Genomic DNA, 13,847 nt, shown 5'->3' on the forward strand with positions numbered 1-13,847 from the left:
TGATATGAGAAAACAATTTTTTACGCTATTACCGGTCGGGTTTCTGATCATGTTTTTTGTTAAGATAGATGCATTGAAGGCACAAAATCCGATTGTACAGACCGCCTATACGGCGGATCCGGCGCCTATGGTGTATAATAACCGTCTTTATCTTTATACCACGCAGGATCAAGAAGAGTCCACCTGGTTTACTATGAATAATTGGCGGGTATATTCAACCATTGACATGGTGAACTGGACGGATCATGGTGCGATTCTCTCTTATACTGATTTTGATTGGGCAAAAGGTGATGCCTGGGCGGCACAATGTGTTGAAAAAAACGGTAAATTTTATCTATACGTGCCTGTTATTTCTAAACAGAACAACCGCGGTGCGATCGGCGTTGCTGTCGGGGATAGCCCATTAGGTCCATTTCATGATCCTTTGGGCAAACCGTTGCTGCAAAGTGAATGGGGCGATATCGATCCGACTGTATTTATTGACGACGATGGTCAGGCGCATATGTACTGGGGTAATCCCCAATTGAAATATGTCAAGCTGAATGAAGATATGATCTCCTATGCAGGTGATATCGTTGAGGTTCCAATGACGGCAGCTTCTTTCGGAAAACGAGCGGGCGACCCGAAACGACCGACAAGCTATGAGGAGGGTCCCTGGTTGTATAAAAGAAACGGCTTGTATTATCTCTTTTGGCCGGGAGGTCCTCTACCTGAATTTATCGGTTATTCGACCAGCGAAAAAGTCGAAGGTCCCTGGAAGTATGGCGGAGTAATCATGCCTGCGGAAGGAAAAGCATTCACAAACCATCCAGGTGTTGTTGATTTTAAAGGAAAGAGTTACTTCTTTTACCACAATGGAGCTTTGCCCGGCGGTGGAGGTTTTACGCGCTCTGTTGCTGTTCAGGAGTTAAGCTTTAATTCAGATGGCAGTATCCCGCCGATGAAAATGACAGCTGGAATTACTCGTGCGCTAGCAGCGGTGAATCCCTACGAGCTCCATCAGGCCGAAATGATTGCGTGGTCCGAATATGTTAAATCCTATCAGAATGAAAAAGTAGGCGTTTTTATAAAGGCAAAGAAAGATGGAGCTTATACCTGTGTGAAAAACGTTGACTTTGGTGAGAGAGGTGCAAGCAATTTTTTTGCGCGAGTGGGAACAACACATAACGGTGGTGTCAGTACGGAGGTACGTTCGGGAGCGATCGATGGGGCTTTACTAGCTACGATACAAGTTCCCATGACAGGAGGCGATGACCGCTGGACTACAGTGGAGACTATACTAGCCAATAAAGTGAAGGGAGTACATGATTTATACTTTGTTTTTAAAGGCAAGGCTCCGTCAAATATCCTGTTTTTCGATTGTTGGAAATTTGGAAGGTAAAGTGGTAGAATATGTTTTTTAGAATAGAAAATTTCTTTTGCTTTTCATCTTTTTTTAGTCGTCTAACACTGGTTTTTGTTTGTCTTATCGGACTGCTGCCATGCGCTGCCCGTGTACGGCTGCCAGCAGTCATGGGAGACCAGATGGTTCTACAGCGGGATATCGAACTCCATATTTGGGGATGGGCATCGAAAGGTGAGAAGGTTACCCTTCGTTTTAGAGGGGCATACTATTATACAGAAGCCGGACAGGATGGCAAGTGGAATGTGCAGATCCCGCCACAGCGTTATGGGGGACCCTATACGATGGAGATTAATGACATTGTTATTCGTGATGTGTTAATCGGCGATGTCTGGCTTTGTTCGGGTCAGTCTAATATGGAAACGCCAATTAAGCGTCTTGTCGAACGTTTTCCTGAAATAAATGAATCTAATAATCATATGATCCGTTATTTCAAGGTTCCGACACAAAATAGTCCCATTGAGGTAAAGGAAGAGATACCGCCTGGTGAACGTTGGCATTCGGGCATAGCTTCAGATGTGATGAATTGGACGGCATTAGCCTATTTCTATGCATTGGAGTCCTACCAACATAACGGTATTCCGGTCGGAATGATCGTATCTAGCCTTGGTGGATCGGGAATAGAACGCTGGGTCGACCAGAACTCTCTAAAGCAATTTCCAGAGCTGTTGCTAGATCAACATGCGATCGATAGCCTTAGGTTGGCCGAAAAAGATGGCAGGGTAGATCTGTGGACCGCAGAAAATAAGACCGTTGCAAAATAATGTTGATATTTTCTGATCGGTTATTTTTGCTTTTTTTTTGCAGTTTTTTCCGATTTGGATTCGGAAATCTAGTTGCGTTTTCTTGAAAAATCCTCTTTTTGAGGCCTTTTCAACTGCTTAATTTGTGTTTTTTATTGCATTGGACACAAGTATCCCAGGTGATCTGTAAAGATTGTACGCCATGGCTTCCATTAGATTTTGTGTATGCATTTTGGCGATCCCCTTATACCTTGCACAGCTTGAGTTGAACCATCGCCGGATGCTCCCGAAGGTCCGTTCAACTTTGAACCTGATCTTGCCGATCAGTTTGTTTCTTAACTTCTCTCTTTCGGTTAACGCTGTTCCTTTCTTTGCCTTATGCAAGATCCTGCTTTTTAGCTTTCCTGATTTGATCAATTCCTCATTTTTAGAGGAACGATATCCCTTGTCAGCATAGATATGGATGCCCTTTGGAAGGTCAGCCGAAGATATTACCTGTTGAAGATTGGCAATTTCATTTACATTTGCTGGAGTGGTTACCACGCCCAGAACCAGGCCTTCTGTATCGGTGACATAATGCTTTTTATAGCCATAACGTGTTTTCCCAGCCTTCTTTATCCAACGAGCTTCATGGTCAACACCCGGGCTCTCTTGTTGGATCAATAACTGTTCACTATTCTCTTTATCCAGCTCAGAATCTTCGCGAGGATGTTCACTACGGTCACTTTCGATCTCGTAAATAACTTTGCCTTTTGGTTTTAGCGGAGAATCAACAATACTGGCATCAACGATAGCTCCACGTTTTACCAATATTTTATGTTTATTCAACTGCTTGTTCAGCTCCTTGAATAGATTCTCATAAACACCCTTTTCTGTCAGCGAGCTGCGAAAACGGCTAATAACACTGTGATCGGGAACCGAATCGTCCAAACTGATGCCAACAAAGCGACTAAAGGAGATACTGTCGTTTATACGGTCTTCTACTTCGTAGTCACTCAGACCATACCAGGTCTGTAGAAGTGTCATTTTGAAGAGGACAAGACCAGAATAACTAGGGCGTCCCATTTTGCTTTCCCCTTTGTGGTAATGCTTGTTGATAATATTTGAAATCGGACGCCAATTTACCAATGTATTGATCTGATCGAAGAATTCCTGCTTGATTTTCCGTCTTTGAACCATGTAATCAACAAAGCTAACTTTTTCTGTCTTTTCCATACCTTAAATATAACGAAAATCAACAAGAAACAAATTAAAAACTTGAATATCAATAAAATAAAAACCAAACACTTTTGCAACGGTCTTAAAATTATAATGATTTGCATTGGCCAACAGTGCCGGTTCCCGAATACTGGAGCAAACCGCATCGATTAAACAGAGGTGTCAGTTATTTTCGGAAGGATTTTGCTGTTCCGATGGCTAAAGAGGGACGGCATGCCAAGTTGTATTTGGGAACGTTGATTGATAGTGATTCCGTTTATGTAAATGGTCATTTTGTCGGTTCTACGGCCTATCGGTATCCACCACGGATTTACGATATACCAGCGGGGGTACTTCGCGCTGGAAGAAATAATTTAACTGTACGTCTGCGAATGGCCGACAAGGATGGTGGATTCACACCTGATAAATCCTATGAGATCAAGCTCGACGACGTACGCATTGATCTCACAGGCGAATGGCATTGGCAAGTTGCCGTGGACCAAGATAAAGTTGATCGCTATAAAAGCCGCCTACAGAACTTGGGACAGGTTGGCTCAGGCCTCTACAATGGAATGATCTATCCGTTGCATGACTACGGGTTAAAGGGAGTAATTTGGTATCAAGGGGAGACCAATACCGCCAATCCATTACGTTATCAGCGGTATCTTACGTCGTTGGTCCATAGTTGGCGCGCGCATTTTGGTCAACCGCAGCTCCCCTTTCTGATGGTACAGTTGCCGAATTTTATGGTCAAGGATACAGTACCAGCAGAATCCAATTGGGCACGGATCAGAGAAGCTCAGTTTCAGGTCAGCAAAGAAATACCATTTACAGCACTAGCGGTAACATATGATCTTGGTGAGTGGAACGATATTCATCCGCTCAATAAAAAGGATATGGCCAAGCGACTATTTGTATGCGCACGCAAGATGTTGTATAAAGACCAAGTCGTTGCTTCAGGTCCTCAGTATAAGCAGATGCGGGTTGATGGGAATCGGATTATTATTTCATTCGACGAAATTGGAAAGGGGCTGGCTATCCGTCAGGGAAAAAAACTACAACATTTTGCAATTGCCGGTTCAGATCAAAAATTCTTATGGGCGAATGCCGTCATACGTGGGAATGAGGTCGTGTTGAGTCATCCAAAGATCAGCAATCCAAAGGCAGTCCGCTACGCGTGGAGCAACAATCCTGAAGATGCAAATCTAATCAATAAAGAAGGAATGTTAGCGGCACCATTTCGTTCCGATAATTGGTAAGCATGCGTAGTTGAAGCCAAAGAAATCAAATGAACAGCATAAAATATAATTCAGCAATTTAATTAATTTAATCAATTTATGAAGGGACTAAATATTGTCTTAAAAAAACGGACAATGGTATTGTTATTATCCGTTACGGGAATTTTATCAACAACAAGGATACTGGGGCAGCAGCAAAATATGGTGAAAGATCTCAGTAAGGGGTTTGTGCACCAGTCTATCGGTAATCCATACCTACCACTTTGGGAGCATCTCCCTGATGGTGAACCCCGTGTTTTTGAAGATCCTGACCAACCCGGCAAATATCGCGCTTATATTATTGGTTCCCATGATCTACGTTTTACCAGTTATTGTGGGCCTGACATTCGGATGTGGTCAGCGCCGATTGAAAACTTAACGAGTTGGCGCGATGAGGGGGCTATTTTTACCTATCCGATCGATGGAAAATGGGATGTGATGTATGCCCCAGATCTGGTCGAGGTCAAACGTAAAGGTGGGAAAAAAGAATACTACTTGTTTCCACACAGCAGAGGAGATAAACGTGAAGCAATGGTAGTCAAAGGCGATCGGCCGAATGGGCCCTTTAAACCTATAAATCTCACGGAAGATGGCAAGCGTACCCTGCCTGGAAGTATCCTTGGATTTGATCCGGCCGTTTACATTGAATATGTGACGGATCCCAAAGATCCTGATTACGAAATTGGATTCCGGGCATACGGTTTTTGGGGGTTTCAACGCTCGATGGCGGCACAATTAGATCAGAAAACGATGTATTCGCTGCGACCGGGTACCGAAATTATTAATTATCTATTGCCGGCAAGTGCACGATATGGTGAATTGCGAGATCCAAAAGGTACTGCGTACCCTAATATTTTTGAAGGGGAGGATTTAGGAACTTTTAATTTTTTTGAAGCGTCGTCAATTCGTAAAGTCGGCAACAAATATGTATCGGTATACAGTGGCTATTCAGGTCCAGAATATGGGGTAGGGAGCTCAAATTCAACCTTACGGTATGCGGTCGCAGATTCACCCTTGGGGCCTTGGAAGAGCGGCGGTGTCCTGGTCGATTCGCGTGCTCCAGTATTAAATAAAGACGGATCGACTATCGAAACCAGTAATGCAGGGCATAATACCCATGGGAGTATCGAACTGATTAACGGACAATGGTACGTATTTTACCATAGACCACCGCGCGGATTTGGTTTTGCACGTCAGGCTGTGGTCGAACCTATCAAAGTTGCATGGGATGAAAAAAGTGTCAAAGAAGGGGGAATGGTTTCTATCCGGGCTTTTGACCCTTTTCAAGAAAATTTAACCATCAAAGATAAACAAGGAAAAGAATATAAAGGTGCAGAGGTAACATCAGAAGGATTTCATTTTTATGGATTAGACCCTTATCGGTACTATTCTGCTGGATATGCCTGTTACCTTTCAGATATCAGTTTGCAACAGGATTCATGGGATGTATGGGATAACCATATGCCTGTGACAAATATGAAAAATGGAACTATCGCGGGTTTTAAATATTTCGGATTCGGTGGTCTGAAACAGGATAAGTTTGGGTTAAAGGCTTTTGAGGGAACGAAAAAGGGAAACCGCACTGCCTTTAATCTGTTTATTGCACCAAAGGCACAGACTTCATTTAAGGTCAACGTGTGGCTGGATGGCCCTTGGGATAATGATACCTGGAAAGGAAAGCGGATTGCCCAAATAACCGTTCCGGAAAATACTGCGACAACAGTAAAGCAATTTACGGTCGATGTTTCTAACTATGTGGATCAACTGGATGGCAAACATGCCTTGTTTCTGGTCGCTGAGGGTGAAGAAGGCAAGCCGCTTTTTGATTTTATAGGATTGGGATTTAGTTCGAAAGACAAAAAAATTGAACGTCCAGTACCACCTTCGGTTACGATTACAGTGAATGGCAAAAAACTAATGTTGCCTTCGATTCCTTTGCGATCGACTGATGAGAATGGCATCGTTGGTTACAACTATTATGAAGTTACTTTTCCAATGGAAAGCAACGACAAGAAGATTCCAGTAGTGAAGGCTGTGGCAAATAATGCTGAAGTTGAAATCAAAGTTAAACAAGGCAGTTCGTTGACCGGTTACGCACAGATAGATTGTGTTTACAGAGGACAAACCAAAAGCTATATTATAAAGTATGTAAGGAATTGAACCTTTAGCCGGTAAGTGGCTTTACCAACCATGTAGAAAAAGGCTGTCTAAAAAATAGACGGCCTTTTTTAAACATTTTTATTGGAATATAAAACATTTGTATTGGTTCCCGGTCCAAAGCTACTTGTAGTTTTACCCTTGTAATTCAACTAATCGAATAACCAATTATATGGATCAAAGTATGACCGAGGTAAAGCCTATTAAAGGTTTTTACAAACTTTCAATGAAACAACGGGTGGGGTTTGGTGCTGGTGATCTTGCCCAGAATCTTATTTACCAGACTGTTTCGATGTACCTCCTGATTTTTTATACCAATGTTTATGGAATTTCTGCTGCTTCGGCAGGAGTCATGTTTCTTATTGTCCGAATCGTGGATGTACTGTGGGATCCCATTGTAGGCGCATTTGTTGATAAAAGAAATCCACGGATGGGAAAGTACAGATCTTATTTGGTGTTGGGAGGAATTCCGTTGACGGGTTTTGCAATTCTGTGTTTTTGGAATGGATTTTCGGGTTCTTTGGTCTATGCCTATGTCACTTATGTTGGGCTATCCATGCTTTATACCCTGGTAAATGTCCCCTATGGTGCTTTAAATGCTTCCTTGACGAGGGATACAGACGAGGTGACAAAACTAACATCGACGCGTATGTTCATGGCCAACGTTGGTGGGCTTGCGGTCGGATATGGTGTTCCGTTGGTTGTACAGTACTTCTCTCCGGATGGAAAGATAAACTCAAAAGATTCGGCAGAAGCTTGGTTTATAACGATGCTGATTTACGCTTTAGTCGGATTGGCCCTTCTAATTTTTTGTTTTTCACAAACAAAAGAGCGGGTTATTATGGATGAAAAGGATACTGATAATGTGCGTGTATCTGATCTATGGCGAGAATTTAAGCACAATCGGCCTTTACGCATTTTGGCCTTTTTTTTCGTTACAGCATTTGCGATGATGGCCATCGGTAATTCGGCAGGATCCTATTACATGATCTACAATGTACATGCTCCGGATATGTTGCCTTATTTCATGGCCCTGGGGTCTTTACCTGCTTTCATCTTTATGCCATTGGTGCCAGCTATCAAACGTGCAATAGGTAAGAAGCAAATGTTCTATGTTTTTCTGGGTGTCGCTATCCTTGGAATGCTCATGTTATATATGATTTCATCCAACGAGACACTTAAGGGCAATATTGGATTGGTATTGACAGCTCAGTTTATTAAATCAACTGGTGTAATCGTAGCTACGGGGTATATGTGGGCGCTTGTACCCGAAGTCATATCCTATGGCGAGTATAAAACCGGTAAGCGTATTTCGGGGATTGTCAATGCACTGACAGGTATTTTTTATAAGGCTGGCATGGCACTGGGAGGTGTAGTGCCCGGGTTGGTACTCGCCTATGTTGAATTTGATAAAGATAATGCTATAATACAATCTGCATTGGCTGAAAAGGGAATTTTATGGTTGGTGGCCGTTATTCCAGCAGTACTTTTGGTACTCGCCATGGTTGTTATCTCCAGATATGAACTGGATGATGTAACGATCGATAAAATTAACCGGGATATAGAATCAAGACATACACATTAATCAAAAATAAACCATGAAGATGTTAAAAACTATTGTTGTAGCTGTATCAACATTATTATTTGGTCCTACTGCCTCAGCCACTTTGCAAAATCCGAAGCGAGCCCCGGATTCATTGACCTTGAAAGATGCATTTGAAGGTAAGTTTTATATAGGAACAGCATTAAACCTTGATCAGATATGGGAGCGGGATGAGGCTGCGGTAGCGGTGGTCAAAAAGCAGTTCAATTCCATTGTTGCCGAGAATTGTATGAAAAGTATGTTTTTACAACCAAGGGAAGGTGAGTTCGATTTTAAGGATGCGGACCGTTTTGTGGCGTTTGGAGAAAAAAATAAAATGCAAATTATCGGTCACACGCTGATTTGGCATTCGCAGACTCCAGCTTGGTTTTTTATTGATAAAAACGGGAAAGAGGTCACCCGGGAAGTACTTATCGCACGCATGCGGAAGCATATACAAACTGTAGTGTCGCGCTATAAGGGAAGGGTGTTTGGTTGGGATGTGGTGAACGAGGCTATACTGGATAATGGTGAATGGCGTAAAAGCAAATTCTACCAGATTATTGGACCGCAATTTATTGAATTAGCATTTAAATTTGCTCATGAAGCAGACCCAAAAGCTGAATTATATTATAACGATTATTCGACAGCAATCCCCGAAAAAAGAAAGGGGATTATGCACATGGTGCAACAGGTAAAGGCTGCCGGTGGTCAGGTCAGTGGGATTGGCATGCAAGAACATAATGCGCTGGACAATCCACCTATTGAAGAAGTTGAAAAAACTATACTCGGATTTGCGGGCCTTGGAGCAAAGGTAATGGTAACGGAAATGGATATTTCGGTCCTGCCACATGTACGCCCCAATATGGGAGCCGAAGTTGGGGAACGTCATGCTTACAGCAAAGCAATGAATCCCTACGAAAAAGGGCTTCCAGCGGAGAAAATGGACGAGCTAGGAAAGAGATATGTAGCGTTTTTTAAATTATATTTCAAACATCGGGATAAAATATCGCGTGTGACATTGTGGGGTGTAGGCGATGGAGATTCATGGAAGAATGGTTGGCCTATTCCGGGACGTACAGACTATCCGTTGTTATTTGATCGGAATTACCAGCCCAAACCATTTGTAAAAGATATTATTGCGTTGACTCAAAAAAAAAAGAAATAAGAAATATGAGCAAAAGTAGGTATTTATATTCCGAAGATTACATGGCTGATCCTTCAGCTCATGTGTTTGAAAACAAAATTTATATTTATCCCTCTCACGACAGGGAGAGCGGTATTCCCGAAAATGATAACGGCGACCATTTCGATATGCAGGATTACCACGTGTTTTCTCTTGAAGATATCAATGCGGACATTGTTAACCATGGAAAGGTACTGGATGTAAAAGATATTCCTTGGGCTGGTCGTCAGCTTTGGGATTCTGATGTGACTGAGAAAGACGGAAAATACTATATGTATTTCTCCGTGAAGGATAGAAACGATATTTTTAAACTCGGTGTTGCTGTGGCAAGCCGTCCTTATGGACCATTTGTTCCGCAGGAGCATCCTATCAAAGGAAGTTACAGTATTGATCCATGTGCTTTTAAAGATACAGACGGTTCCTATTATTTATATTTTGGTGGTATATGGGGTGGACAACTTCAATTTTATCGGAATAATAAAATTATTTCGCCCAATGAATTGCCAACATCTGATGAACCCGCATTGTCTCCAAAGGTTGTCAAGCTGTCTGCTGATATGATGGAGTTTTCGGAACAACCAAGGGATCTTGTTATTTTAGATAAAGAGGGCAAACCATTAACGCATGGGGATACGGAAAAGCGATTTTTTGAAGCTTCCTGGATGCATAAATACCAAGGTAAGTATTATTTTTCCTATTCTACAGGCGACAGCCATTTGATTTGTTACGCCATAGGAGACAATCCATATGGACCATTTACCTATCAGGGTGTGATTCTAACGCCCGTAGTTGGCTGGACCACGCACCACAGCATTGTCGAATTCAAGGGTAAGTGGTACCTATTTTATCATGATTCGGTACCTTCTGGAGGAAAGACCTGGCTTAGAAGCATGAAAGTTATTGAGTTGAGCTATGATGAAAATGGTCATATTAAGCCGATTGATGGATTGTCTTCGTAATGATATATTTTAGTTCAAGATGAGGTATATCATGCGTTTCCATTTCTATTTGGTGATCATACTGTATTGTGTTCCCACTGCTTTAAGAGCTGAGGACGGTAGTCAGTTATGGCTGCGGTTTTCAAAACAGGAGAAACCAGTAGGCACCGTCCAGATTATAAAAGGAAAATCAACTGATGTTACATTGGCATTGGCAAAACAGGAACTGGAATGCTATTGGAAGGGAGGGGATGTCATCTTAAAATTAGATCCTAGCCGAAAGGATTTAAAAGATGGCTATCAGATAAGCCAACACGAAAATCAGGTTTATGTGATTGCCGGCCAATCTGTGGGCATATTATATGCTGTTTATCATTTATTACGTCTTCAGGAAACTGGAGCAGGGATACCCCGCTCGGGATGGGTTGAAATACCTGCCTATGATATCAGGGTTTTAAACCACTGGGACAACCTGGACGGGACAATAGAACGTGGATATGCAGGGCATTCGCTATGGAACTGGGAGGAATTGCCGAATAAACTTTCACCCCGATATGAACAATATGGACGGGCCAATGCTTCGATTGGAATTAATGCTACCGTGTTGAATAACGTGAATGCTTCTTCGGATCTATTGAAGAAGGAGTATCTGATAAAAGTTAAAGCTCTGGCGGATGTCTTTCGTAAATATGGTATAAAAGTATATGTGTCGATCAATTTCTCTGCGCCGAAAAATTTAGGTGGGTTAGCTAATTCGGATCCCTTAAATAAGGATGTTCAACACTGGTGGAAATCCAAGGTGAAGGAGATTTATGCGTTAATTCCGGATTTCGGCGGATTTTTGGTCAAAGCAAATTCTGAAGGACAGCCAGGCCCCCAAGATTATGGACGAACCCATGCGGACGGAGCCAATATGCTTGCCGATGCGCTCAGCCCCTATGGCGGTACCGTGTTTTGGCGTGCTTTTGTCTATCATCCGACTAAAGATGACCGTGCCAAACAAGCCTATCGAGAATTTGTTCCACTCGATGGTCAGTTTCGTGACAATGTTATTCTTCAAGTAAAAAATGGCCCGATAGATTTTCAACCCCGGGAACCTTTCAATCCTTTATTGGGGGCGATGCCAAACACAGCGAAGATGCTCGAATTTCAGTTGACACAAGAGTATCTGGGATTTTCCAACCATTTGGTCTATTTGGCACCTTTGTTTAAGGAAGTATTGGATAGTGAAACCTATGCCACTGGAAAAGGCGGAACGGTGGCAAAGCAGACCGACAGTAGTAGGCATTCGGGGCGTAAAACGGCAATCGCTGCAGTAGCTAATATTGGTTTGGATACCAATTGGACGGGGCACCATTTCGCGCAAGCCAACTGGTACGCCTTTGGGCGCCTGGCGTGGAACAATAGCCTTTCGTCGGCTCAGATAGCAGATGAGTGGATACGTATGACTTTTACCGGAGTCAAGGAGTTTGTGGAACATGTAAAGAAGCTGATGCTGGAATCGAGGGAAGTAGCAGTCGATTATATGATGCCTTTAGGTCTACATCACCTTTTTGCTTTTGAGCATCATTATGGCCCAGAACCTTGGGGAGATATTCCGGGGGGACGTCCAGATTGGATGCCTTGGTATTACCATAATGCGGATACTTTGGGATTGGGCTTTGACCGAACGGTTAATGGAAGTCGTGCCGTAACACAATATAATCCATCTTTGGACAAGATTTATGGGAATACATCCACTTGTCCTGAAAATCTTTTATTGTGGTTTCATCATGTCTCCTGGAATTATCGAATGAATAGCGGCAATACGCTGTGGACCGAATTATGTTTCCGTTATGACCACGGTGTCCAAAAAGTGAGGGAGTTTCAAAAAGTTTGGGATCGTATGGAAAAATATATTGATCGACCACGTTTTTTGGCTGTTCAAGCTAAACTGAGAATTCAGGCTAGAGATGCAGTTTGGTGGAAAGATGCTTGTCTGCAGTACTTTCAGTGTTTTTCGCGTCAGCCGATTCCTTACAATCTGGAGCGACCGATACATAATTTAGAGGAGTTAAAGAAAATTAAGCTGCCGATGGGCCATCATAATTAACAACGAAAGCAATGTCTTCAAGATCTTATTCATAATGGGTTGCTTTATCTGCTTATTCGACGTTTATAAATCGTAGGTGTTTCGCCCGTTATTTTTTTAAAGAGTCTGTTGAAATAAGATATATTTTCAAAGCCCAATTTAAAGCACAGCTGTTGGATATTGTCTTCATCGATTAACATCATCAACTGTGCTTTTTCTATTTTTTTTTGATTGATGTAATGTACCGGTGTGGCATTCATGTGTTTTTTGAAAAGTCGGATCAGATGATCTTTGGAGATAAAAATCAGATTGGCAAGTTGTTCGATTGAAATCGTATGATTGATATTTTCGTCTATGTAATCGAGTACACGCAGAAGTCGTTTTTCTACTTGCGGTATTTTGTTGGTCGCTTCTGCTAGAAATCGGCTCATCAACAAATGAATGATCGCTTGGTTTTCGGAGGCTCTGGCGAAAGGCGAAGCCGTCTGAAGTGCCATGTTTTTCATTAATTCTGATGAATTATCGTAGCCCTTTGGATCGTAAATTTTTAACTCACGACCTGGATTCGAGGCATAGAGATGCTGGATGACAGTCTCCAATAGCTGATCAGATTTGATCTCCTTTGGAAAAGTGTAACGATCAAAAATACTTGACCTAATTTCGGGATTTTCATAGATATGGATGTAATAGAGCGAGAGTTTAGCAGAACAGGCATAGCTATGATGGATATAGGCTGGTGTAAGATAGAGATGGCCGGGTCGAAGTTTAATGATTTCATCCTTTAAAATAATAGATGCCTCACCTTCACATACATAATGTATTCTTGCAAAGGGACTCTTAATATTTTGAAAGTTCCAATCTGCCAGATGTTCCGCATAGCCAATATTCAATAGTGTAAAATCGAGTTTATTCTTTTCGTTATTTATCATTATGCGAAGCGGAAAAATAGTTAGATACTATATTAATCTCAGATACAATAATACTCGTTTTCTCTAAAAAAAATAGCACTTTTTACCTAAAGTTGTCGATAATGTGTTTTTTTGCGCAATCAACGCATCTCTACGAGATCGTTGTATGTTTTTTGTAGAATTATTCCGAGCGTTTTGTTTTTTGTGAAGGCTATGGTTTCATAACAGCTTTATTAGTAGCTGAACTTATCTGAGCAATATTTTTTTAGCATCAAGCAATTTGTCTGATCGTTAATAACCTTCCTTTATTTGGTACTTTTGAAAGAGGGGTTTTGTGATATATATGGGGATGGATCGATATCGTGTTAGTTTTTATCGCTAATGTA

The 13,847-nt window shown here is 42.0% G+C and carries 10 protein-coding genes; 8 read left to right on the forward strand and 2 right to left on the reverse strand.

Annotated elements, in window-relative coordinates; genetic code table 11:
• The first annotated feature begins 4 nt into the window (after positions 1-4).
• Together AACH28_RS23345 and AACH28_RS23350 are read left to right on the forward strand one after the other, a co-directional pair.
• On the forward strand, positions 5-1,381 hold the full coding sequence (locus AACH28_RS23345; protein ID WP_341831668.1) for a glycoside hydrolase family 43 protein: 1,377 nt from the start codon (positions 5-7) through the stop codon (positions 1,379-1,381).
• Between the two features lie 11 nt (positions 1,382-1,392).
• Positions 1,393-2,166, forward strand: a complete 774-nt coding sequence (locus AACH28_RS23350) for a sialate O-acetylesterase (RefSeq protein ID WP_341831669.1) — start codon at positions 1,393-1,395, stop codon at positions 2,164-2,166.
• A gap of 117 nt (positions 2,167-2,283) precedes the next feature.
• Here AACH28_RS23350 and AACH28_RS23355 read toward each other — a convergent pair whose 3' ends face one another.
• Positions 2,284-3,306 (reverse strand): IS5 family transposase, encoded by a 1,023-nt coding sequence (locus AACH28_RS23355; RefSeq protein WP_112374319.1) that lies wholly within the window; start codon positions 3,304-3,306, stop codon positions 2,284-2,286.
• 155 nt (positions 3,307-3,461) lie between these two features.
• On the opposite strand from AACH28_RS23355, the gene AACH28_RS23360 reads away from it, so the two are divergent.
• From AACH28_RS23360 to AACH28_RS23385, 6 genes are all read left to right on the forward strand, one after another.
• A complete protein-coding gene (locus tag AACH28_RS23360; protein WP_341831670.1) occupies positions 3,462-4,601 on the forward strand; it encodes a sialate O-acetylesterase in 1,140 nt (379 codons plus the stop codon).
• Between the two features lie 78 nt (positions 4,602-4,679).
• The gene (locus AACH28_RS23365) at positions 4,680-6,779 is read left to right on the forward strand and encodes a hypothetical protein (RefSeq protein WP_341831671.1); all 2,100 of its coding nucleotides are present in this window, start codon (positions 4,680-4,682) and stop codon (positions 6,777-6,779) included.
• Between the two features lie 169 nt (positions 6,780-6,948).
• Complete coding sequence (locus tag AACH28_RS23370) at positions 6,949-8,361, forward strand: MFS transporter (RefSeq protein WP_313531170.1); 1,413 nt, start codon at positions 6,949-6,951, stop codon at positions 8,359-8,361.
• A gap of 13 nt (positions 8,362-8,374) precedes the next feature.
• On the forward strand, positions 8,375-9,526 hold the full coding sequence (locus tag AACH28_RS23375) for an endo-1,4-beta-xylanase (protein WP_341831672.1): 1,152 nt from the start codon (positions 8,375-8,377) through the stop codon (positions 9,524-9,526).
• Positions 9,527-9,531: 5 nt separating this feature from the next.
• Positions 9,532-10,503: a glycoside hydrolase family 43 protein gene (locus AACH28_RS23380; RefSeq protein WP_341831673.1), complete on the forward strand. Its 972-nt coding sequence runs from the start codon at positions 9,532-9,534 to the stop codon at positions 10,501-10,503.
• A 19-nt stretch (positions 10,504-10,522) separates the two neighbouring features.
• Positions 10,523-12,574: an alpha-glucuronidase gene (locus AACH28_RS23385; RefSeq protein ID WP_341831674.1), complete on the forward strand. Its 2,052-nt coding sequence runs from the start codon at positions 10,523-10,525 to the stop codon at positions 12,572-12,574.
• A 44-nt stretch (positions 12,575-12,618) separates the two neighbouring features.
• Here the strand turns inward: AACH28_RS23385 and AACH28_RS23390 are convergent, their stop codons facing one another.
• On the reverse strand, positions 12,619-13,482 hold the full coding sequence (locus AACH28_RS23390; protein ID WP_088162333.1) for an AraC family transcriptional regulator: 864 nt from the start codon (positions 13,480-13,482) through the stop codon (positions 12,619-12,621).
• Between the last annotated feature and the right edge of the window lie 365 nt (positions 13,483-13,847).

It is taken from the genome of Sphingobacterium thalpophilum (assembly GCF_038396785.1).
GTDB classification, from domain to species: domain Bacteria; phylum Bacteroidota; class Bacteroidia; order Sphingobacteriales; family Sphingobacteriaceae; genus Sphingobacterium; species Sphingobacterium thalpophilum_A.